The sequence below is a fragment of the Caulobacter sp. UC70_42 genome (assembly GCF_044056025.1).
In the GTDB taxonomy this organism is placed as follows: Bacteria; Pseudomonadota; Alphaproteobacteria; order Caulobacterales; family Caulobacteraceae; genus Caulobacter.
Window position 1 is genome coordinate 5394155 of sequence record NZ_CP171994.1, and the last position, 22221, is coordinate 5416375.

The 22221-nt window shown below is 69.4% G+C and carries 19 protein-coding genes and 3 pseudogenes; 1 reads left to right on the forward strand and 21 read right to left on the reverse strand.

The window, feature by feature from the left end; genetic code table 11:
• Positions 1 to 9: 9 nt before the first annotated feature.
• The 15 genes and pseudogenes from ACHMW8_RS27240 to ACHMW8_RS27310 all read right to left on the reverse strand — a co-directional run bounded on the left by ACHMW8_RS27240 (position 10) and on the right by ACHMW8_RS27310 (position 14452).
• A complete protein-coding gene (locus ACHMW8_RS27240) occupies positions 10 to 495 on the reverse strand; it encodes a chemotaxis protein CheW (RefSeq protein WP_395444388.1) in 486 nt (161 codons plus the stop codon).
• Complete coding sequence (locus ACHMW8_RS27245; RefSeq protein ID WP_395444389.1) at positions 495 to 2291, reverse strand: methyl-accepting chemotaxis protein; 1797 nt, start codon at positions 2289 to 2291, stop codon at positions 495 to 497. Before ACHMW8_RS27245 ends, ACHMW8_RS27240 begins: the two co-directional genes overlap by 1 nt.
• Positions 2292 to 2328: 37 nt before the next feature.
• Entirely contained in the window at positions 2329 to 4017 is a 1689-nt protein-coding gene (locus ACHMW8_RS27250) for a methyl-accepting chemotaxis protein (RefSeq protein WP_125158849.1), read from the reverse strand.
• Positions 4018 to 4033: 16 nt separating this feature from the next.
• Positions 4034 to 4519: a chemotaxis protein CheW gene (locus tag ACHMW8_RS27255; RefSeq protein WP_395446071.1), complete on the reverse strand. Its 486-nt coding sequence runs from the start codon at positions 4517 to 4519 to the stop codon at positions 4034 to 4036.
• A gap of 11 nt (positions 4520 to 4530) precedes the next feature.
• The gene (locus tag ACHMW8_RS27260; protein WP_395446072.1) at positions 4531 to 4992 is read right to left on the reverse strand and encodes a chemotaxis protein CheW; all 462 of its coding nucleotides are present in this window, start codon (positions 4990 to 4992) and stop codon (positions 4531 to 4533) included.
• 118 nt (positions 4993 to 5110) lie between these two features.
• Positions 5111 to 6505, reverse strand: a pseudogene (locus ACHMW8_RS27265) (chemotaxis protein CheA); the annotation flags it as partial.
• Positions 6502 to 6867, reverse strand: coding sequence for a response regulator (locus ACHMW8_RS27270; RefSeq protein WP_125159379.1), 366 nt, complete (start codon positions 6865 to 6867; stop codon positions 6502 to 6504). The gene ACHMW8_RS27270 and the pseudogene ACHMW8_RS27265, both read right to left, overlap by 4 nt.
• On the reverse strand, positions 6864 to 7190 hold the full coding sequence (locus ACHMW8_RS27275) for an STAS domain-containing protein (protein WP_395444390.1): 327 nt from the start codon (positions 7188 to 7190) through the stop codon (positions 6864 to 6866). Before ACHMW8_RS27275 ends, ACHMW8_RS27270 begins: the two co-directional genes overlap by 4 nt.
• A 163-nt stretch (positions 7191 to 7353) precedes the next feature.
• Positions 7354 to 8097 carry an ATP-binding protein gene (locus ACHMW8_RS27280; RefSeq protein ID WP_395444391.1) on the reverse strand — a complete coding sequence of 248 codons (744 nt, stop codon included), beginning with the start codon at positions 8095 to 8097 and terminating at the stop codon, positions 7354 to 7356.
• 166 nt (positions 8098 to 8263) lie between these two features.
• Positions 8264 to 9169: pseudogene (locus tag ACHMW8_RS27285) on the reverse strand (PAS domain-containing protein); the annotation flags it as partial.
• 78 nt (positions 9170 to 9247) lie between these two features.
• Entirely contained in the window at positions 9248 to 9598 is a 351-nt protein-coding gene (locus tag ACHMW8_RS27290) for a hypothetical protein (RefSeq protein WP_395444392.1), read from the reverse strand.
• Between the two features lie 176 nt (positions 9599 to 9774).
• Positions 9775 to 9969: a hypothetical protein gene (locus ACHMW8_RS27295; RefSeq protein WP_125159383.1), complete on the reverse strand. Its 195-nt coding sequence runs from the start codon at positions 9967 to 9969 to the stop codon at positions 9775 to 9777.
• Between the two features lie 285 nt (positions 9970 to 10254).
• Positions 10255 to 11994, reverse strand: a complete 1740-nt coding sequence (locus ACHMW8_RS27300; RefSeq protein ID WP_395444393.1) for an adenylate cyclase — start codon at positions 11992 to 11994, stop codon at positions 10255 to 10257.
• A gap of 11 nt (positions 11995 to 12005) precedes the next feature.
• The gene (locus ACHMW8_RS27305; RefSeq protein ID WP_125159385.1) at positions 12006 to 12422 is read right to left on the reverse strand and encodes a hypothetical protein; all 417 of its coding nucleotides are present in this window, start codon (positions 12420 to 12422) and stop codon (positions 12006 to 12008) included.
• A 17-nt stretch (positions 12423 to 12439) separates the two neighbouring features.
• A complete protein-coding gene (locus tag ACHMW8_RS27310) occupies positions 12440 to 14452 on the reverse strand; it encodes a TIR domain-containing protein (RefSeq protein WP_395444394.1) in 2013 nt (670 codons plus the stop codon).
• 33 nt (positions 14453 to 14485) lie between these two features.
• Here ACHMW8_RS27310 and ACHMW8_RS27315 point away from each other — a divergent pair, with 33 nt between their 5' ends.
• Positions 14486 to 15232 (forward strand): Crp/Fnr family transcriptional regulator, encoded by a 747-nt coding sequence (locus tag ACHMW8_RS27315; protein ID WP_395444395.1) that lies wholly within the window; start codon positions 14486 to 14488, stop codon positions 15230 to 15232.
• Here ACHMW8_RS27315 and ACHMW8_RS27320 read toward each other — a convergent pair.
• The 6 genes and pseudogenes from ACHMW8_RS27320 to ACHMW8_RS27345 all read right to left on the reverse strand — a co-directional run bounded on the left by ACHMW8_RS27320 (position 15229) and on the right by ACHMW8_RS27345 (position 22187).
• Positions 15229 to 17209, reverse strand: a pseudogene (locus ACHMW8_RS27320) (TonB-dependent receptor). The gene ACHMW8_RS27315 and the pseudogene ACHMW8_RS27320 overlap by 4 nt on opposite strands.
• A 55-nt stretch (positions 17210 to 17264) precedes the next feature.
• Entirely contained in the window at positions 17265 to 18359 is a 1095-nt protein-coding gene (locus tag ACHMW8_RS27325; protein WP_395444396.1) for a TolC family protein, read from the reverse strand.
• A gap of 131 nt (positions 18360 to 18490) precedes the next feature.
• Positions 18491 to 19564: an efflux RND transporter periplasmic adaptor subunit gene (locus tag ACHMW8_RS27330; RefSeq protein WP_395444397.1), complete on the reverse strand. Its 1074-nt coding sequence runs from the start codon at positions 19562 to 19564 to the stop codon at positions 18491 to 18493.
• 17 nt (positions 19565 to 19581) lie between these two features.
• On the reverse strand, positions 19582 to 19791 hold the full coding sequence (locus tag ACHMW8_RS27335; protein WP_125159391.1) for a DUF1656 domain-containing protein: 210 nt from the start codon (positions 19789 to 19791) through the stop codon (positions 19582 to 19584).
• Positions 19788 to 21806 carry an FUSC family protein gene (locus ACHMW8_RS27340; RefSeq protein WP_395444398.1) on the reverse strand — a complete coding sequence of 673 codons (2019 nt, stop codon included), beginning with the start codon at positions 21804 to 21806 and terminating at the stop codon, positions 19788 to 19790. Before ACHMW8_RS27340 ends, ACHMW8_RS27335 begins: the two co-directional genes overlap by 4 nt.
• Before the next feature lie 12 nt (positions 21807 to 21818).
• Positions 21819 to 22187: a MarR family winged helix-turn-helix transcriptional regulator gene (locus ACHMW8_RS27345; protein WP_370450257.1), complete on the reverse strand. Its 369-nt coding sequence runs from the start codon at positions 22185 to 22187 to the stop codon at positions 21819 to 21821.
• Positions 22188 to 22221: the final 34 nt, after the last annotated feature.

Sequence of the window (22221 nt, forward strand, 5' to 3'; positions counted from 1 at the left end):
GGGATCCGATCAGGCGGCTTGAGCGATGTAGGCGGCGTCCTGGCTGGTCAGCAGGCGCGCGAGATCGAAGATGACCACGAAGCCCCCCTTCCCCGAGGCGGCGTCGCGGCGCACGACGCCGCGGATGTAGTCCGAACGCCACGGCACGCCGATGTCGGGCGAGGCTTCGATCTGACCTTCGGCGAAAGAGATCACCTCGATCACGCGGTCGGCGACGAGGCCCAGCGACAGGGTGCGGTCCTCGACCGGCACGTCGACCACCAGGATCCGCGTCGCGCCGTCGGGCGGCACGGCGGGGAGACCCAGCTTCAGGCGCAGGTCCAGGGTCGGCGCGCCGCGACCGCGTACGTCGGTCAGGCCCAGCAGATAGGACGGCCCGTCGGGGATGCCGGAAGGCTTGGCGTAGTCGAGGATCTCGCGGACATAGGCCACGGGAACCGCGAAGACCTCGGCGCCGAGCCCCAGGGTGACGAATTGTTCGGTCGACCCGCTCATCAGGCATATTCCTTGAAATCAGCGTCGCCGTCGTCCGGGCCACCGTTGGTCAGGTCCAGCGCGAAGCCGGCGACGCGGGCCTGCTGGCTCGCCACGGCGTTTCGCGCGGGCTTTCGCGAGGCCGGGGCGGCCGAGCGCTTGGCGGCGACGGGACGCGGCGCGGTCCGTCGCGGCGCCGAGCGGTCGGCGGTTTCCGTGCGGAAATAAGAGATCGAGGCCTGCAGTTCCTCGGCCTGGGCGGCGAGCTCCTCCGAGGTGGCCGACATCTCTTCCGAGGCGCTGGCGTTCTGCTGCGTGACCTTGTCCAGTTGCTGGATCGCCTCGTTGATCTGCGAGGAGCCGATGTCCTGTTCGCGGCAGGCGGCGCTGATCTCGGCGACCAGTTCGGCGGTCTTGCGGATGTTCGGCACCAGGTTGGTCAGCATCTCACCGGCCGACTGCGCCGCCTTGACGGTGTCGGACGACACGGCGCTGATCTCGGCGGCCGCGGTCTGCGAGCGCTCCGCCAGCTTGCGCACTTCCGAGGCGACGACGGCGAAGCCGCGGCCGTGCTCGCCGGCCCGGGCGGCCTCGACGGCCGCGTTCAGGGCCAGCAGGTCGGTCTGACGGGCGATCTCCTGCACGATGGTGATCTTCTCGGCGATCGTCTGCATGGCGTCGACGGCCTTGTTGACCGCCAGGCCCGAGGTCTCGGCGTCGACGGCCGACTGGCGGGCGATCTTCTCGGTCTGGGCGGCGTTGTCGGCGTTCTGCTTGATGTTGGCCGACATCTCTTCCATCGAGGCCGAGGCCTGCTCGGCGGCCGTGGCCTGCTCGGTCGCGCCCTGGCTCATCTGCTCCGAGGTCGCCGAAAGCTCCTGGCTGCCAGCCGAGACGTTGTCGGAAGCGGCGATGGCGTCGGCGACCACGCCGCGCAGGCGCTCGACCATGCGCTCCAGCGCCAGGCCGAGGGTGTCCTTGTCCGAAAGAGGCTTGGGGCGCACGGTGAGATCGCCGTCGGCGACCTTGTCGGCCAGCGACGCGGTCTCCCGCAGGTTCGCCGTCATTTGGTTGACCGAGTTCACCAAGTCCTTGATCTCGTCATCGGTATTGACCGCGACGTCCTGGTTCAGGTCACCGATCGCCACCGCGTCGACGGCCGTGGCGATCTTCTTCAGGCCTGCGCTGATGATCATCGAGATCCAGAACGCACCGGCCACCGCGATCGACACCGCCAAACCAGAGACCACGAGCAGGGTTGTCCGGGCCGCCTCATACGTCTGGTTCGTCGCCTCATCGGCCTCTTTCATCTGGGCGGTCTGCACCTCGACAAGCTGATTGATCGTCGCCGTCACCTCATTGGCGGCGAGGCGCGCCTTGCCCAGTGAAATCTCCGCCGCCTCGGCGCTGCGGTTGGCCAGAGCGAACTGACGGAGCTGATCGCTGATCGGCTTGTAAGCCTCCCACTGTCGTTGCAGCTGCGCCCACAGCGGCTTGCCTTGTTCGCTGGCCTTGGCGTTGCCCTCGGCGATCATCGCCTCGATCTTGGCGCGGCTGGCCAACGCATCGGCGTCGAACTTCTTGGTCGAGGCCTCGTCGGTGGTCAGCGCCATGTTCTTTTCCCACCGAAGATTGCGCCCCATCTCCCCGTCGATTTCTTGGGCCAGGCTAAGGCGCTTGGCGGGGCCGCTGATCACGTCGCTTATGGCCGTGTTCAACGAACCCATGCGGCTGACACCGACAAAAACAACGGCGGCCATCATGGCTATGAGCACTGCGAACGTCGCAGCCAACTTCAACTTGATTGTCAGTCGCATGGTAGGCCTCGGGATTGTTGCGTTCTGCTTGTGAGGATCAAGCGTATTGCTTGAAATCGGCGTCGTCGGCGTCAGGTCCGCCGTTGGTCAGGTCCAGCGCGAAGCCGGCCACGCGGGCCTGCTGGGCGGCGACCGGACGGGTGGCCGGCTTGGCGGGCGCCTTGCGGACCGCGCTGGTCTGGGCCGGACGCTTGACCGGGGCGGCCTTGCGGACCGGCGCCCGCTGGCCGCCGTGCGCGTCCGTGCGGAAATAAGAGATCGAGGCCTGCAGTTCCTCGGCCTGGGCGGCGAGCTCCTCCGAGGTGGCCGACATCTCTTCCGAGGCGCTGGCGTTCTGCTGCGTGACCTTGTCCAGTTGCTGGATGGCCTCGTTGATCTGCGAGGAGCCGATATCCTGTTCGCGGCAGGCGGCGCTGATCTCGGCGACCAGTTCGGCGGTCTTGCGGATGTTCGGCACCAGGCTGGTCAGCATCTCGCCGGCCGATTGGGCGGCCTTGACGGTGTCGGACGACACCGCGCTGATCTCCGAGGCGGCGGTCTGCGAGCGCTCGGCCAGCTTGCGCACTTCCGAGGCGACGACCGCGAAGCCACGGCCGTGCTCGCCGGCCCGGGCGGCTTCGACAGCCGCGTTCAGGGCCAGCAGGTCGGTCTGACGGGCGATCTCCTGCACGATGGTGATCTTCTCGGCGATCGTCTGCATGGCGTCGACGGCCTTGCTGACGGCTTGGCCTGAGCTTTCCGCGTCGACGGCCGACTGGCGGGCGATCTTCTCGGTCTGGGCGGCGTTGTCGGCGTTCTGCTTGATGTTGGCGGCCATCTCTTCCATCGAGGCCGAAGCCTGTTCGGCGGCGGACGCCTGCTCGGTGGCGCCCTGGCTCATCTGCTCCGAGGTCGCCGAAAGCTCCTGGCTGCCAGCCGAGACATTCTCCGAAGCCGAGATCGCGTCGGCGACCACGCCGCGCAGGCGCTCGATCATGACATTCACATGGCCCAGCAGGTCGCCGATCTCGTCGCGGGTAGTGACGTCGACCGACTTGGTCAGGTCGCCGTCGGCCACCATCTTCACGGCGTCCGAGGCGCGATTCAGGCCCTTGCTGACGGCCATCGAGATGTAGAGCGCCGCGCCGGCGGCGCCGAGCAGCGAGAGGACCGACAGGCCGATCAGCAGGTTACGTGTGCTGGCGAAATCGCTATCGGCCTTGGCGGTCGCGCTCTCCAGCTGAGCCTTCGACAGCTCGACCAGTTCCTCCACGCGAGCGCCGGCCTCGATCACGGCCTTGCGGCCTTCCCCCATCGACAGGGCGGAGGCCTCGACGTCCCGGTCGGCGGTCGTGAACGCCAGCACGCGGGCGTGGACATCCATCATCTGGTTGAAGGAGTCGCCTAAGGCTTTCCACCTCGGCTTGCCTTCGGCCGTCGCCAGCCCTTCGGCCTTGGTCAGCAGGGCGTCGAACGCCTGACGCTCCTTCTCGATCGAGGCTTCGAGTTTGTTCACTTCCTCGGGCGAGCCGACGAGGATCATGTTCTTCTCGGCGCGCACGACGTTCAGCAGGTGGATGTTGAGCTGCTGGGCCGCTTCGAGGCGCGTGGCCGGGCCGTCAACCACGTCGTTGAGAGCCTTGTTCGTCTTGGCCAGATTGGTGATGCCGAAGACGTTGCCGATGAGCAGCAAGGCGATCACGAACCCGAAGGCCAGGCCGAGCTGAAGCTTGATGGTCAGTCGCATGGGAAACTCCGGGCGATCAGCGTTGAGCGGTGTGAAGGGCGGTGACGGGCGCCGACTGTCCTCGGGCAGCGAAGATCTGGTCGAGGTCTGGCAGGACGATCACGTCGCTGTTGCGACGCACCAGGCGACGGATGAAGTCGGCCCGCCAGCGCATACCCACGCGCGGGACCTCTTCGGTGGTGTCGGCGACGATCGAGGTCACCTCGTGAACCTTGTCGGCGCGCAGGCCGATCAGGGTCGGCTCGCCGTCCAACGGGTGTTCGATGACGACGATGCGGTTGTCGATCGTGGTCTCGCCAACGGTCATGCCAAAGGCCAGGCGCAGATCGACGAGCGGGATCACCCGGCCGCGGAAGTTGATCACCGCGCCGACGAAGGGCGGCGCGCCGGGAACCGGCGTCTCGGGCAGCAGGTCCAGGACCTCGCGCACATAGCCGGCCTCAAGGGCGAAGGTCTCGCCCTGCAGGTCGAAGGTCAGGGCCTCGATGGTGTCTTGTGTCATCGTCTTTCCCCTCACCCCGCCGCGCGCATTTGCGCGTCGTGGCGTTGGCCCAGGCTGACCAGGGCGGCGATGTCCAGGATCAGGGCGACGCCGCCGTCGCCCATGATGGTCGCGCCCGAGAAGGCCCCGACATCGGCGTGGAAGCTGGACAGCGGCTTGATGACCGTCTGGTGGTCGCCGAGGATCTGGTCGACGACCAGGCCCACCCGGTCCTGGCCGGTGGCGACGACGACGATCTTCTGGTGCGGATCGGGCGGGGTTCCCGTCGCGAACTGCTCGCGCAGGCGGATGAACGGCACCAGTTCGTCGCGAAGCGTGATCAGGCTGCGCCCCGTGGAGCGCAGGTCCTGGGTCGGGGTCAGCTCGACGCATTCCTCGACCGTGGCCAGCGGAATGACGTAGCGGCCCGAGCCGACGCGGACCAGCAGGCCGTCGATGATCGCCAGGGTCAGCGGGATGCGCAGCGACACCACCGAACCCTCGCCGGGCGTGCTGGCGATCTCGATCGAGCCGCGCAGGCCCTCGATGGTCTTTCTTGACCACGTCCATGCCGACGCCGCGACCCGACAGGTTGGTGATCGCCGCGGCGGTCGAGAAGCCGGGAGCGAAGATCAGTTGCAGCAGCTCGTTGTCGCTCAGCGTCTGACCCGGCTGGATCAGGCCGTTCTCCTCGGCCTTGGCGCGGACGCGGGCGCGGTCGACGCCGCGGCCGTCGTCGGTGATGGTGATCACCACCTCGGCGCCGGACTGGCGGGCGGCCAGCATGATCTTGCCCACAGTCGGCTTGCCGGCGGCGGCGCGTTGCTCGGCGCCTTCCAGGCCGTGGTCCGCCGAGTTGCGGATCAGGTGGATCAGCGGATCGGCCAGGCGCTCGATCACCGTCTTGTCCAGCTCGGTGGTCTCGCCTTCGGTCGACAGCTCGATCTGCTTGCCGGTGTCGCGCTCCAGGTCGTGGATCAGGCGCCGGAAGCGTCCGAACAGCTGAGCGATCGGCACCATGCGCACGACCATCATGGTGTCGCGCATCTCGCTGGCCAGGCGCTCGATTTCCTCGGCGACCGCGCGCAGGGCGACGTCGGACGACGAGGCGGCCAGTTGCTTGAGGCGCGACTGGGCGATGACCAGTTCGCCCACCCGGTCCATCAGTTCATCCAGGCGCTCGGCCGGAACGCGGACGGTGTCGCCGGACTTTCCTCGCGCATCTTGCGAGGCGACGCGGCCGGCTTCGGCCGGGGCGTTGGCGGCGACGGGCGCGGCCTCTTCCTGGGCGATGACGGCTTCGACGACCTCGGTTTTTTCGAAGGCGGCCGTCAGATCCTCGACCTCCAGCGTCATCTCGTCGATCACGAAGATGAAGACGTCGTCGATGGCGTCCCGGTCGTGCTTGGTGGTCAGCAGCACTTCCCAGGCCAGGCGGCACTCGGTGGGGGCCAGTTGGGCCAGCGGCGGGACGTCGTCGGTGATGACCCGCACGCGGGCATCGCCCAGGTCGCGCAGTTCGTCCAGCAGCGGCAGCGGGCGCGCCCCATTGATCAGGGCGTCGGCCGGCAGGCTGAAACGGATCTTGAAGGTGTTGAGGCCCGGCTCGGCCGGCGCGGCGATCGGAGCCGTCTCGCCGCCGTCGATGGCCGCCTGCAGGTCGGCCAGCAGCGCCTCGCCGGCGCCGTCGACGACGGGCGCGCCTTCGGCGAGAGCCCGCATGTGGTCCTGGGCGGCCAGGACCGCCGAGACCAGGCTCGGCGAAGCCGGCACCTCGCCCTTGCGGACGCGGTCGAAGGCGGTCTCGCAGTGGTGGGTGAAAGCGGCCAGGGCGTCGAAGCCGAACATGGCCCCGGAGCCCTTCAAGGTGTGCAGCCCCCGGAAGATGGTGTCGATGAGCGCGCGATCCCCCGGACGACGCGCCAAGTCGAGCAGACCCTGTTCGACCTGCTCCAGCAGCTCCTGGGCCTCCTGGCGGAACGTCTCGATGGGATCGAGGCCGCTCATTTGGCGAGCACCTTCTTGACGACCCGCACCAGTTGTTCGGGATCGAAGGGCTTGGTCAGCCAGCCGGTCGCGCCGGCCGCCTTGGCCTGAGCCTTCACGTCGGCGTCGGATTCGGTGGTCAGGAACAGGATCGGCACGCCCGCGCCGGCCGGGCGCTGCCTCAGCTCGCGGATCATGGTCAGTCCGTCCATGATCGGCATGTTCAGGTCGGTGACGATCAGGTCGAAGCCGCCCGCCGAGGCCTTATCCAGGCCCTCGGCCCCATGGGCGGCCTCGGTGACGCTGTAGCCTTCGCCGGTCAGGGCGATCTTGATAGCCGCGCGAATGGAGGCCGAGTCATCGACGGTGAGGATCGCGGTCATTGTTGGTTCGCCCCTTGAAGCCAGAAGTTCGTCCGATCCCGCTCTTCGGGATCCAGGAAACCACCTCGCTGTAGGACCTGCAGGACCGCGCCTTGCGCGGCCTTTCTCAACGCGATCGAGCGTTCACCTTCCGCGGCTGAGCGCCGAGCAGACTCGATCAGCTGAACGAAGGTCAAATCCACTTCTTCGAGGTCGTCGATTTCAATTGTGATGGAATTGTTCTGCTCGAGAGCCGCGAGCAAAATACCGTGCGCATCCGCAATATTTGAGATATTAACGTTACCCGAAAATCGGACAACCGAATCTTGAAACTCGTCTGACACTGTCGCCCCCGCGCACAAATATAGACCGTCAAATGAACGGAACTATACCTGCCACCTAAGGTGCAGTTGCCAGGCTTAAATTAAGGTAAACTCGGCAACCCCAAGGGCTGCGACATTATGTCCACAACGCGCGGTTCTTCGCGCATGCGAGACGGTCGATCGCCTACAGCACGGCCTGCAGGGCGCCGAACAGGCTGGCGGCGGTGATCGGCTTCTGCAGGTGACGATCGGCTCCGGCCGCCAGGCTGGCACGGACGTGCTCGTCGCCAGCGTTGGCCGTCAGCATGAAGATCGGCCGGCGCTCCTGGCCACCGGCGACTTCCAGGCGACGGATCTCGCTCACCGCCGAGAGACCGTCCATGACGGGCATCTGCATGTCCATCAGCACCACGTCGGGCCGCTCGACGAGGTAGGCGCGCACGGCCTCGAGACCGTTTTCGACGCAGGTCACCTCGGCGGCCTCGGCCAGCATCAGCTCCACGATACGACGATTGGCCGGGTGGTCGTCGGCGACGAGGACCCTTAGCGTCCGCTCCGCAGCCGCCGGGCTCGATCCTTGCGCGCCGCCGGCGACCGAGGGCGGCAGCGAGAGCTCGAACCAGAACCGCGCGCCGTGGCCCGGCGCGCTCTCGCAGTCCAGGACCCCACCCATCAGCGACACTAGGTCGCTAGAGATCGACAATCCCAGACCCATGCCGCCAAACTGGCGAGTGATCGAGGCGTCGGCCTGCTGGAAGCGCTCGAACAGACGCGCCTTCTCGGCGGTGTCGAAGCCGATGCCAGTGTCGGCGACCTCGAAGCGGACGCGATCTCCCGCCCCGAGAGTCGCCGTCAGCGTGATGGCGCCGCGCTCGGTGAACTTGATCGCGTTGCGCACCAGGTTGCCGATCACCTGGCCCAGGCGCACGCCGTCGCCGATCAGTTCGCCGTCCAGCTCCGGCGGCAGGACGAGCGAGAACTTGGCCTCGACCTCGCCCAGAACTCAGTTGCGCCATCGCCGCGATAGACCGGAGAAGTTCTCCCAGATGGAACGGCCCATCGACGATGCGGACGCGGTCGCCCTCGATCTGCACGACGTCCAGCAGGTCGTCGAGCAGGCGCTCCAGCGTCCGGCCGGAGCCGCGGATCATGTCGACCAGCTCGCGCGCCTTCGGGTCGAGGGCGGCGCGGGCCAGTATGTCCGCTCCAGCGACGATGCCGTGCAACGGCGTGCGGACTTCGTGGCTCATATTGGCCAGGAAGGCGCTCTTGGCCTGACTGGCGCGTTCGGCGGCGTCCAGCGCCACGCGCAGGGCCTTGGCCTGCTCCAGCCGCTCGGTGATCTCCTCGCCCAGGCAGATGACGTGGCGCGGTCCCTGGTCGTCGAAGGTGGCCAGCGACTTGATGTCGAACACACCGCCGCCCAGCGCTGGCGGCATGACGACGCCAGCGGCGATGTGGGTCTCGCCCATCCGCAGAGCGTCCGGATCGCCGACCGCGACGGCCCTGGCCAAGTCCGGATCGAACAGCTCCTCGGGCGTGCGCCCCAAGGCGTCGTCGGCGTCGACGCCAAAGAGGGCTTCCGCCGCGCGGTTCCACAGCACGTAGCGGCGGCTCCGCGCCGACCTGACCATCAGGGGCGACGGGAGCGACTGGACGACCGACCGCATCAGCGCCTCGGCCTCCACCTCGGCGGTTGCGTCGTGCGAAACGGCGACCAACGCGGTCACCGCGCCGTCCGCGTCGCAGACCGGAGCTATCGTGGTGTCGTGATAGGTGCGGGCCGCACCGCCGCGGGCGTCGAACGTCCGGAACCGAGCCACTCGCCCCTCGGCGGCCGAGGCCAACGCGCGGTCAACGGAGAAGCGGTTCTGCTCAGGCCAGTAGTCGCGCCAGGGCTTTCCGCGCGCCTCGATCAGGGTGGCGCCGGCGAACGTCGCCGCAGCGTCATTCATGTGCTGAATGCGACCGTCCCGTTCCAGGCTCCAAAGACAGTTCAACGCGCCGCCCCCGCGCGGCCCAGCCCGCGCTCGCTAATAGATAGCGCCCCGTGGCGTTAACGTCGGGTTGGCGGCCCGTCAGAGTCCGACGTCGCGGAAGCTGTCGACGATCGTCCGACGCTCGCCGAGCTCGTAACGGGCATTGGCCAACGCCTTGAGCCGCACTTCGCGCTCCGCGGCCTCGGCCTGGGCGCGGCCCGCCGCCTGACGGGTCTCGGCCAGGCGCTCGCGGCTCAGGGCCAGCTCGGCCAGGATGCGATCGCGATCGGCTGCGAGGTCGCTGGCGATTTGCCGTGACTGGGCCAGGCGCGTCTCGGCGCCCAGCAGCCGTGGAACCAGGAACGCCACCGTCGGCAACAGCGCCACAGCGAGGATTTCCGCGAGGAGGCGAACGATCGGGCTGTCGAAAAGGCTCAGCAAGGCCAGCATGTCTCGGTTCCGGTGCGTTGCGGGATCAGATGTTAAGGAGGACCCGAGCGGCCCCGCCGCTCAGGTCCTTCGCGACGGAGGCCATGCGCTCCGCGCACGCGGGCTTCCCTCGGCCCGTCGTCCCCAATGCCCCACACATCGGGAACGACGAGGTCGCGTCGCTGAAAGGCGGAAGATCAGGCGCCCAGGCCCTGTTGAGGCTGGCCGCGGAGAGAGCCGACCGCGAAGTCCAGGATGTTGTGGACCACGTCGGGCAGTCGGTCGTCGGCCACGCCGTTTTCGCGGGCCCAAACGCGCAGGGCGTGGCGCAGGAAGGTCCGGCCGGTTTCCGGATTGGAAGGGGTGTCGGAGAGAACTTCGTCGAATTGCACGGCGCGGCTCCTGTTTTGAGGTCGGATCTCCGACCTGGCTGAGGCTTCGAAAAAGAGGACCCAGCCGGCGGGTGGCCGGGTCCCCAGTCGGTTCACGCGGCCTGCGATGGGCTTGATCCAGGGAATGGGTTGCTGCCTGTCGCGGTCGACGGCTGAACCATGTTCGTGGAGGGGCGACATGGATGTGCGGATATGCACATCGGGAAAAATTACGATTTTCCCGGGAAGGTTTATAATTGCGGCCATCGCGCCCTAGGCGTGCGATCGTTGAGCGCTTGAGCGCGTCTAGAGCGCACGCGACAGGCTGAAGATCGGAGTCGCCGGGAAGCCCTTGCGCCCCTGGGTGCGGCCGACATAGCCACAGCGAACGCGGTCGCCGTGAAAGGTCGCCAACGCCCCGGCGAGGGCTTCGCTGACATAAGCCGAGCCCGGCGCGACGTCCGGCTCGATACGGGCGGCCACCACGACGTGGGCGCCGATCACCGCCGGAGCCTTGGTCAACGGATTGGTCCGCAGATGGACGGGGCCGTAGTGGCCGCCTATGCGCAGGCCAAGGCCGCGCGGCAGGCCCAGGGCCTTCAGGTCCAGCGTCCGATGGGCCTCCAGCAGCGCCAGCGCCGCCAGGGCCGCGTCGATCGGCCGGTCGAAGACAAGGAACAGCCCGTCGCCCCAGGTCTCGATGTGACACGGCGGCTCGGCCAGCCCCTCGACCGTCTCGGCCATGCGCCCCATCACGCCCTCGATGAAGGCCGGGATCTGGTCGTCGCGGAGTGCGCCGAAGCCCTGGACGTCGGCGAACAGCATGGCCTTCATCGCCCGCCGCTCGTCCCTCGCCGACGGCGCCGCCCAGCGTGACGGACAGGGCGGCGGACGCTGCACCTCGATGACCGCGAGCCGCCTTTCGCTGCCCCGCCAATAGGCCATGTCCGCCGAGACGCCGGCCGGGCCGGGCGCGACGTACCCGTCCCAGACGGCCAGTTGGATCGCCTCGGTCGACAGGGTCTCGGCGCGCAATACCGCGCAACCCATGGCGAACTGGCTGGAATAGGCGAAGACCTGCTCATCGCCGCGATAGGGGTCCTGAGAGGCGTAGCGGATCGAGGTGGCGCGCGCGAGACAGCGTTCGAAGCGCGGGACCCAGTCCTCGCCAAACGGCGCCACCGACACCTCTACGAACGAGGCGAGGCTCACGGGCAGGACGACATGCAGTTCGCCGCCAGCGTCCAGCAGCGCCTCGGCGAAGAGGATGTCCGCGCCTGCCGCAAGGCCGCCATAGGCGAAACCGACGCGCTGCTCGCGTAGCACGCGGTCGATACGCTGGCGCAATGCGTCTTCGGGCAGGCTGGTGATGTGACCGGTGAAGTGCGCGCAGAGCGGCGGCCGGAAGGGCGCCAGCCAATCGGGATCCACGCCGGTCTCGCGGCACAGCATCTCCAGCTGACGCAGGGTCGAGGCGTGGGCGGCGTAGGCGGAGGGCGCGGACGCCATGGCGGCCGCCAGGGTCTCGCGCGCGGCGTCCTGGTCGCCGGTCAGAAACCAGGCCTCGGCGCGGCTGGCGGCGTCATAGTAGGCGCCCTCGCCTTCCAGGCCCGGCATGGGCGGCGTCGCCAGCACCGCCGAGGCGCGCGCGGCGGCTCCGGCGCGGTCGCCGGCCACAAGGGCGAGGGTCGCGGCGTTGACGGTGCCGTAGAGCCCGCCGAAGCGGCGGGACAAGGCCTCGTATCGGCGGAGCGAGGCCTTGGCGAAAGCGATACGGCGCGGTCCGCGCGCCGCCAGGGCGACATCCTTCAGAAGGCGCGCGCCCAAGGCGACGGCGTCCGCATGGTCCTCCGCGTCGGCCAGGCCAAGGCGGACATATTCGGCCCGCGCGAAATCGACGGCCCCGGCGCGCGCCAGACAGAGCACAGCGGTGTAGGCGATCTCACGCGCGTCTTCCCCCGCCTCGAGGGCGGCGTGGGCGATATCGTAGGCGGCCAGAATCTCGCCGCGCCGGATCAGCGCGGCGACTTGCTCGCGGTCGAACACCGCCTCGACGGTCAGGCCTTGCTACCCTCGATGTGGCCCGTGCCATTCTCGATGACCGGATCGAGATTGATCAGCTGGCCATGCGAGTCCATCATCAAAAGGCTGTAGGTGTACTCGCCCATCCGCGCGCACTCGTAGATGATCTTGAAGCGCGAGCGCGGGCTGTCCTCGCCGTCAATGCCGTAGGGAACCCAGACAAAGCTGGAGAAATTCACCCCGTAGTCACGGTCGATCTCGATCGGACGACGCTGGAAGCTCCAGCCGGCGTTGATCAGTTGATCGCTGAGCGTAAACACGAGCAGGCAGCGCTCGGTCAAGTCCAGTTTCAGCCGAGTAGGCATGGCTGGATCGACGAAATTCATAAAATTGTAGTGTTCGTCGAGGCCGATGACCAGTTTGACGATCTTTTCAGGTTCAGATTCGCTCATTTAACTCTCTCCCGACTTCAAATTCCACCAGAAGGCGAATCTCGCCAAAAAGCAAGGAAGGCGGGGTGTTCGTAGCCTTGTTTTTTGAGTAGGCGCACGATGCTTCCGGCTTGGCTGCGCGCCCCCGTCGCCAGATAGGCGCGCGCCAGGACGTCGCGGCTGGCCAGCGACATCGACGCCAGCTTGGGGCTCAACACGGACACCGCCTCCGAAGCCTGGCCCTGGGCGAACCGCGCGAAGCCTTCCAGCTCGGCGGTCTCCTCCGGCTTGCCGGCCTTCAGCGCCGTCAGGAGCGCCGCCGCCAGGTCGCGCGCCCTCCCCGGGTCGCCGCCCTCCTGCGCCAGGATGATCGCCTGTCTGGCGAGACGCCCTTCCAGGTCGGCCCGCCAGACCTTCTCCTTCTCGCTGGCGTTCAGCTCGGCAAGGCTGGCCGCCGCCCCCGCGTACGCTGCGCGGGCTTCGGCCAGACGGCCCGACCAGCAGGCGATCTCGACCGCGTCCAGTTGCCCGACCACCAGATACTCACGCCAGCGCGCATTGCTGGGGTCCAGGGCCGACAGGGTATGGAGGCGGCGTAGGCTGGCCTCCGATCGCGCGCGGGCCTGCGCCAGGCGCCCCAGATCCACTTCCAGCCGCGCCAGCGCCAGCTGCATCGCCACGTCCTTGGCCGCCAGGCGCTTGTCGGCCGGATCGGCCGCCGCCGCCCGCGCCAGCAGGTTGGCGGCCCGCTCGCGCTCGACGAAGGCCTCGCGAGGCCGGCCCAGGCGCAACAGGGAGTCGGCCGCCCAAGCCTGGCTGTTGGTCGCGTCGGCGATGCGGGTCTTGTCGTTTGGCGCCCGGGCCAGTTCCGCGCCAAACACCTCCAAGGCGCCGCGGAAGGCCGCCAGGGCTTCCTCGGGCCGTCCCCGTTCGAACAGCAACGTGCCGAGATTGCTGCGGGCGTAACCGACCTCGACCCGCCATTCCGCGCGGTTGGAATCCAGCTTGACCAGGCGCTGTGCCAGTTCGTCGTAGTGCTTGAGGCCTTCCTCGGCCTTCAAGAAATCGCCGCGCCGCCACTGCACGTAGGCCAGCCAGAAGACGTTCTGGGCCTCGTCGAAGATGCGGTCGCCGTTCTTGGGATCGCGCGCCGCCAGGGCGTGGGTAGTCGCCGCCGCCTGACCGAAGGCGTCCTCCGCGCCGGCCAGGTCGCCGCGCTGCTCGCGGATCGTGCCCAGCAGGGTCTGGGCCTTGGCGCGCTGAGCCAGGGCCTTGTCGTCGAGGCGGTCCGTGCGCGACTTGCCGTAGTAGGCCAGCACCTTGGCGCTGACCCCATCCAGCAGATCAAGGCGACCTACGGGCTCCAGTTGCTGGCGCAGGTCGCCCAGCATGTAGGCCACCAGCGCCTCGGTCTCGTCGCGCTGCTCGCGGGCGATCTGGCGCGACTTCAGCGTGACCACGGTCATGGCGCCCATGCCCACGGTCACGGCCATCGCCACGGTGGTGAACGCCGCCATAACCCGCAGACGGCGACGCGCGTCGCGCTGCACCAGCCGGTCGAGGCTGACACCGAGCAGGCGGGCGGCGATCTTCAACCGGGCCAGGCGCTTGCCGTCGGCGTCGGGCCGCAGATCGACGGCCAGCGGCTCGACGCCCGCCGGCAAGGCCGCACGCAGCGAAGGCGGCAGGATTTCGCCCAGCGCGGTCGTGGGCGGCGTATCGGGCGTGATCACGCAGAGGATTCGTTCGGGGCCTCCGCCCGTCAGGAAGTAGGCCACCTCCTGGTCCACCCACCGCGAGGCGGCGGAGGCGGACGAGCACAGCACGATCAGCGCGTCGGACAGGTCCAGCGCATCGCGAATGACCTGGTTGAGGTTGGCCGATGCGCTCAGCTCGTCCCGATCGCGGAATATGGGACGCAAGGACCGGTCGGCGCTCGCCAGGGCGCGCGGCGCGCGATAGGTCTCAAGCGCCCGATGCAGCCACTCGGCGGCTTTGCGGTCGCGGTGACTATAGCTGATAAAGGCCTTGTACCGCTGTCGGCTATTCATGCGTCGCCCCACTCGACGGCAGGAGCGTACCCGATGACCGTGATTCCATCATCGCCCCCCCGCGCCATCAGCCATACGATGTTCGAGCAGCCGTCCAAAGACTATCGCGCCAACAAGATCTTCCGGCACATGTCGCGCGAAGAGATCGAGGCCCTGGCGCCGTCGATCGAGCAGCGATCCTACGGCAAGGGCGAGATGATTCTGCAGCGCCGCGACCAGGACGGCGGCGTCTATCTGCTGCTGGACGGCCTGCTACTGGCCAACCAGTACGCCAAGTCGGGGCGCGAGGTCGGCTATCGCCGGATCACTCCCGGTGGCTATTTCGGCGAGATCTCGGCCATAGACGGCCTGCCGCGCTCGGCCAACATCGTCGCGATCGAGGATTCCCGTCTCGCCCGCCTGCCCCAGAGTTCGGTCCGGCGCCTGTTCGAGGACTCGCCGCGCTTCATGCGGGCGCTACTGGAAGACATGGCCGGACTGACCCGTTCGCTGACGGACCGCTTGTTCGAATTGACCGCCGTCTCGGTCGCCTGCCGCGTCGATATCGAGATCCTGCGCCTGGCCGCAGCCAATAGCGAGGACGGCCAGACCGGCGTCATCCACCCCTGCCCCACCCACGCCGAGCTCGCCGCCCTGCTGGGCAGCCAGCGCGAACCGGTCACCCGCGAGCTCAATCGCCTGGCCAGCCTGGAGATCGTCCGCCAGACCGGCCGCACCTTGCATGTTCTGGACCTGGCGGCCCTGGCCGCCGAGATCGAGCGGATCGGCGGCGAGGTCTAAAGTCTCAGGGCGAAGCCGATATAGATCGTGCGCGGTGCGGAATAGCTGGTGACGCCGTCCGCTGTCTGACCAACCGCGAGGTTGGCGTCGAGGGCGTTGTCCGCGGCCAGATAAACCTCGGTGCTCGGCGACAGCATCCAGCCGGCGCGCAGGTCCAGACTGGTCCCGGCCTTCAGCGCCCGCTGGTTCAGATCGTCCTCGAACCGCTTGCTCTCGTAGCGCAGGTCGGCGTCGAACCGGAGGCGCTCCAGCGGCCGCCAGCGCGCGCCCGCGGTGACCGTCAGCGCCGGGGCCTGGGCGGGGCGCTTGTCGGTCAGCTGAGCCGCCGCCGCGCCGCCGTCGATGCGGGCGTGGGTCGCCGAGAGGGCGGCGCGCACGGTCCAGGCAGGCGACAGGTCGGCGGCGACGTCGGCTTCCAGACCATAGGCGTTGATCTGGCCGGCGTTCTGGCGCTGCCGGAGCACGCCGCCCGCCGGGATGAAACCGGCGATCGGAAAGGTCCCCGGGCCGATGCCGATAGTGACGTTGGTGATCGGGTCCCGGACCTGATTGTAGAAGACGCCGAGGTTCCACGTCACGGCGCCCGCGCCGGACAGGCCGGTCTCTACGCCGTAAAGGGTCTCGGGCTTCAGGGCGGCGTTGGCCTCCGTGATATCGTTGCCGACCCGGAACGGGCGATGCAATTCGTTGAGCGTCGGGGGGCGGAACCCGGCATAGGCCGCCGCCCGCGCCCAGGTCTCGCCCGCCAAGCGCCAACGCAAGCCGATGCGCCCCGTCGGCGTCGCGCCCGAGGCGTTGGCCGGCGGGGCGTCCACGGTCAAGGCTCCGGTGGCCGTGTCCCGCTCGCGCCGGACGCCGTCATAGGCGCGCCAGCCGTCCAGCCGCGCGCCGGCGACCAGGGAGAAATCCGGTCGGTTCCAGGCGGCCTCGGCATAGCCCCCGCCCACCAGGGTCCGGCCGCCGGCCGCGCGCTGGCGGGTGAAGACGCCGGCCATGTAGCGGAAGCGCTCGTGAGTCTCACCCTCGGTCATGCGGGCGTCGCCGCCTAGCTCCCACGTCCATTCCCCCAGCGCGCCCTGCCAGGCGGCGTTGAGGCCATAGCCGCTGGCCGGGGTCGAATACTGATCGTTGGCGGGGGTCGCGCCGACGCGGCCGGCGGCGACGGCGACGGAGGTGTTTTCGAGATCGCTCCGGCGCGCCCAGGCCTGTACGCGCCAGTCGTCGCCGGCCACGGTCACGGCCAGGGAGGCGCCGGTGGCGTTCGATCGAGCGCCGACCAGGCCCGCGTCTCGCCTCTCTTGGAAGGCGCCCGCGCGGATCGCCCAGCGCGCGCCGCCGAGGTCGCCTTGCACCCGGGCGGCGATCGAGCCGTCCTCAAGCGTCGTCGGCGCATCGGCCGCGCCGGCCGCCGCGCCCCGGACGGGGCGATAGCCGTCGGTGCGCGAGCCGCTGGCGGCCAGCAGCAGGTGCTGGGTTCCGAAGGTCCCGGCCACGCGCCAACCGTCGCGCTCGCGGGCCTCGGCCGTGAAGCTGGTCAGGCCGCCACCGGCCGCCCGTTCGCGCAGGGCCACCACGCCGGTCAGGGCGCCGGCCCCGTAGGGTCCCGCCCCCCGCGCCGCGCACGACCGTGGCGCCGGACAGGCCCTCGCCCGGGAGCGCGGTCCAGATCACCCAGCCGCCGAACGGATCATTCTGCGGCGCTCCGTCCAAGGTGACCAGCGCCCGGCCCGCGCCGGAAGGCGCGACACCCCGCAGGGAAAGCCCCTGGATGGTCGGGTTGGCCGCGTCGCTGCCGGTGCGGCGGAACAGCGACACGCCGGGCGTTGTCTTCAAGACATCGTCCAGCCGCGCCTGGGCCCCCAGCTCGGCGCCGTCATAGTAGGCTGTCGAGAAGGCCTCCTGCCCGGCCAGCGGCAGAAGCCGCGGCGGCTCGACGACGACCGTGGAAACCGAGGGCGGCGGGACGTCAAACGGCACGGGCGAACTCTACTGTGGCGGAGGGTTATGCTTAGCCCAAAGCCGCACCGCGCCGCTATCGTTCCCAGCCGCCGCCCAGGGCCAGGAACAGGTTGACCTGGTCAGTGGCCACCTGGCTGTCGGCCGTCGCCAGGGCCGCTTCCGACTGGGCCAGGACGCGCTGGGCGTCGAGGCCGGCAAGGTAGGGGCTGCGGCCGGCGCGGTAGAGCGTCTGGGCCTGGGTCTCGGCGAGGACGGCCTGGTCACGGGCCGCCCTCAGAGCCGCCTGGCGCCGCAGGTCGTGGGCGTAGGCGTCCAGGCTGGTCTCGGTCTCGCGCAGGGCATTCAGAACCACCCCATCGAACCGGGCCAGCGCGCCGTCCGCGCCAGCCTCGGCTTGGCGGATGCGAGCCCGTTCGGCCTCGCCCGGCAGGGTCCAGGTGATCAGCGAGGTCAGGCCCCAGCGGTTGGCCGGCGCCTGGCCGATGTCGGCCAGCAGGCCCGTCGAGCCCGCGCCGAGGCCCAGGGTGACGTTCGGATAGAGCGCGGCCGTGGCGACGCCGATCCGGGCCGTGGCCCCGGCCAGGGTCCGTTCGGCCTGGCGCACGTCGGGGCGGCGCTTCAGCAGGGCCGCCCCGTCGCCGACCGGGATCGGCTGGGTCAGGATAGGCGGATGAATGCAGGCCTCGACCGCCGTGGGAAACTCGGTCGGCGGCTTTCCGGTCAGGGTGGCCAGCCTGTAGAGCGCCGCGCGTCGCCGGCTCTGGTAGGTCGGCAGGCTGGCGCGGGAGAGATCCAGCTGGGCCTGGGCGCGGGACAGGTCGACGGCCGTCCCCCTGCCCGCCCTCACGAGCTTGCGAGTGACGTCCAGGCTGCGTGACTGCAGGTCGACGGCGTGCTGGGCGACAGCCAGTTCGTGCCCGTTGGCGCAGGCCTCGACATAGGCCCGAGCGACGTCGGCGGCGACGCTGACGCGGGCCAGGTCGAGGGCGGCCTGGCTGGCCTCGGCGTCGGCATGGGCGGCCTCAGCGGCGCGCTTGATCCGACCCACCAGGTCCACCTGGTAAGAGACCTCCACCCCGACATCGGCCAGATTCTCGACCGGCAGCTGTTCGGTCAGCAGGTACTGCTCGCCCGAACTCCCGCGAATGCACGGCGCCCGCCGAGGCACCGAGCTTGAAGCCGCCCGCGTCGTCGGCCTCGCCGGCGATGGCCTGGGACCGCGCCAGGTTGGCGGCGGCGACGCGCAGGTCGGTGTTGGCCCTCAAGGCCTCTTCGACCAAGCTGTTCAGAACCGGGTCGTCATAGAGCTTCCACCAGCCGGCCGGGACCGGGGCCTGGCTGACCGCCTCCGAGGCCGCGCCCAGGAACGGCCCCTGGGCCGTCGGGGCGTTGATCTTGGCCTCGGCGGGCAGTTTGTAGTTCGGCCCGACCGCCGTGCAAGCGGTCAAGGCCAGCAGCGAGCCGGCGACCGCCAGGGCCTTCAGCGGGCTCGATCGACCGGCTCCCCACGACCGCGACGGTGGCGGTTCGGCCGGCGATCAGGCGCAGATCGCGCGGGGTTTGGTCCAAGGCTACCCGCACCGGCACGCGCTGGGCCAGGCGAACCCAGCTGAAGGTGGGGTTGACGTTGGGCAGCAGGTTGCCGCTGGCGGCCCGGTCGCGATCCTCGATGCCGGCGGCGATCGACTGGATGTGGCCCTTCAACGGTCGATCGTCGCCCATGACCTTGACGGTCACCGGCTGGCCGATGCGCAAGGACGACAGCTTGGTCTCCTCGAAATAGCCCTCGACCCGGAACGAGCGGCTGTCGATCAGGGCCAGGACCGGCTTGCCTGCGGTGACGTAGTCGCCGGCGCGCAGGGTGAGGTCCGACAGGAAGCCGTCAGTGGGAGCCGCCACCACCGTACGTTCCAGGTTCAGGGCCGCGACATCGCGGGCGGCCAGGGCCTGGAAGAGGGCCGCCTGGCTCTGTTCGACCTTGGACAGGCTCTGCTCGGTGACCTCGCCGGCCACCAGTTCGCCGAGGGTTCGGTTGCGCGCCAGTTCTCGACGGGCCTGAGCGAGGGTCGCACGCTGGGCCTCGACGGCGGCGTCGGCCTGACGCAGGGCCAGGGCGTAGCGCTCGCGGTCGACATAGAACAGCGGCTGGCCGGCCTTGACCGTCTGGTCATTGGCGGCGGCGACGCGGGTGACCAGGCCAGAAACGTCCGGAGCCACCTGCACGACATCGGCGCGAACGCGACCGTCGCGGGTCCAGGGATCGACCTGGTAGTGGGTCCACAGCGCCTTGCCGCCAACCAGGGCGGCGATCACGACGGCTCCGGTGACGGTGACACGGAGGGCAGTCGGCAGGACGGTCTTCAGCGGGGGCATGAGGTCGGAACTTCGGTTCAGAATTTCAGGGGCGAAGGAACCGTCACGACGACGGCCCAGAGGATGACGAACAGGGCGGTGTCGAACAGCGCCGGATGCCAGACCAAGCGGTAGGCCCCGACCTTCGACAGCACGCGGCGCAGCACGAACGAGGCGGCCAGCGCGATCACGGCCGAGACCAGGACGGACGACAGGAAGACCCCGTCGATAGCGAACTCACCGATCATCGGGCGATCTCCGGAACGAAGGCCGGAGCCTCGGGGAAGAGGTTGCGCCGCAGGCCGACCAGGCCCGACACGCCCTGCACCGCCGAAGCGGCCGAGGCGATCGACAGCCCGCGCAGGGCCGCGTCGATACGGGCGAGCAGCTCGTCGCTGGGTTTCCGGGCCGCTCCGGCGGCCAGGGCGGCGAAGTGGTCGCCGACGCCGTCGAGCGCGGCGTCCAGTCGGTCCTTGCCCTCGGGCGGCAGGTCCGACCGAGCCGCCTGGACGGCGACCAGGTTCATGCCAACCCGCAGGTCGCGCAGGGCGTCGACGCCGACGAAGTCGTGGCGCGCGCCGGCCTCGGCCAGCTTGGGGGTCAGGATGCCCAGGCGGTCGACCAGGATGGCGGCGAAGGCGGCCGCCTCGGGCGCCTGACGGGCGCGGGCCAGGCGGGCCAAGCTCTTCCAGGTGCGGACCAGCAGGCGCCGGGCGCTGGCGTCCACGCCCATCGACCGCAAGCCGGCCGTGACGATGATCGCGAACAACAGGCCGACGAACTGGCCCAGATTGCCGTTCAGGAAGCTCGCGAAGTCGGCGCTGAACATCTCCTGCAGGGCCAGGGCGTTGGAGAAGCCCATCAACACGGCCAGGGCCGCGCCAGCCCGGCGCGGGTCGGGGATGTAGAGGCCCAGGAACAGCAGCGGGGGCGCCATGGTCAGGACCAGCAGCGGAAAGCCGTCGATCGCGGGCAAGATGGCGAACATGTAGATCGCCGACAGCGGCAAGGAGAGCAGGGTGTAGACGCCGAAGCTCTTGATGGCCGGGACCGGATCGTCCATCGCCGCGAAGAAGCAGCAGAACACCGCCGCCATGACCGGGGCGGCGGCGCCGTCGCCCCAGCCGGCCAGGATCCAGGTCGCGCAGGACAGCAGGATGGCGATCGCCGCCGCCCCGCCCGACAGCAAGGCCAGCGGCAGATCGGCGTGCATCGCGCGCTGCCCCTTGGCGCGGGTCGAGGCCTCCAGGCCGGGCGACAGCGGCGCGTCGGGATCGTCGAAGCGGGCCATCAGGGCGTGGCCCTCGGCCAGGGCTCGGACGGTCGCCGACAGGCGCGCCAGCAGGCTCTCGATCAGCAGGGCCGACCACGCCGAGCCGCGGCGGTGGGCGGCCAGCTTGTCCAGGCGCTCGATCAGGTCGAGACCCCGGTCGCGGGGCGAACCGGCCTCGATCCAGGCCGTGACCGCGTTCAGAGCGGCGCGGACGCGGTCGTCGCGAATCTCACGCAGGGCCTCCATGCGGTCGGCCAGGCCCGACAGCAGCGGGATCAGCACCAGCATGCGCTCGTGCATGGCTCGGACGACGCCGGTGGTCTCGCGCAGGCGCGAGGTGTCGAACGGCAGGTGGACGGCCAGCATCTGGATCTCGCTGGCGGCGGCGGCCAGGTGGCGGCGGTCGCGGGCGATAGCCTCGCCGTCCTCGCCATGCAGCACGTCCAGCGCCCAGCGGTCGGCCTCCCCCAGCCAGGTAAAGAGGCGCTGCTTCAGCACCGTCCCGACCGGACGCGGGAAGACCAGGCTGTGAACCAGGGTGGCGCAGAGAATGCCCAGGCCGATCTCGATCACCCGCGAGACGGCGACGTCGAAGATCGCGCCCGGCTGATTGACGCTGGGAAAGCCGATGATCGCGGCCGTGTAGCCGGACAGCATCAGGAGGTAGCTGCGCGGGGTGCGGTCCAGCAGCGAGATGGCCAGACAGCCGCCGACCCACAGGGCTAGGGCCAGGCACAGCAGCACCGGCGCGTTGACGAGATTGGGCACGAGGGCGACGGCGGCGGCCGCGCCGAGCACGGTGCCCAGCACGCGGTACAGCGCCTTGGAGCGCACGGCCCCCGCCAGCGGCTGGCTGACGATATAGGCCGTGGTCATCGCCCAGTAGGGGCGCGGAAGGCCCAGAGCGAAGCCGATATAGAGGGCGAGCATCGCCGCCGCGAAGCTGTTCGCCGAGAACAGCAGCGTATGCCGATCGAACTTGGGGAACATGGTGGAAGCGCTCTACGCCCCTTGCCCGGCAGCCGCGTTCAAGGCGGCTTCGAACGCGGTGAAGGTCCGTACGGCGGCGGCGAGATCGGCGTCGCCGACGTCGGCCAGCAGTTGAGCCCGGACCACCTGCACGGCATCCTCGACCACCGCCGCCAGCGCCTGGCCCTCGGATGTGAGGTGCAGCGTCTTGGCCCGCTTGTCGGAGGGATCGTCGCGGCGCTCGACCAGACCCGCCTGGCTCAACTGATCGAGAATCCGGACCAGGGACGGCCCCTCCACCCCGATCTCCTCGGCCAGCATGCCCTGGCGCATGCCGCCGCCCGCGCGGGCGATGTGCAGCACCGGCATCGCCTTGGCGTCCGAAATGCCATGCGCGGCCAGGGCGCGATTGACCTCTCGCCGATAGATCCGCGCC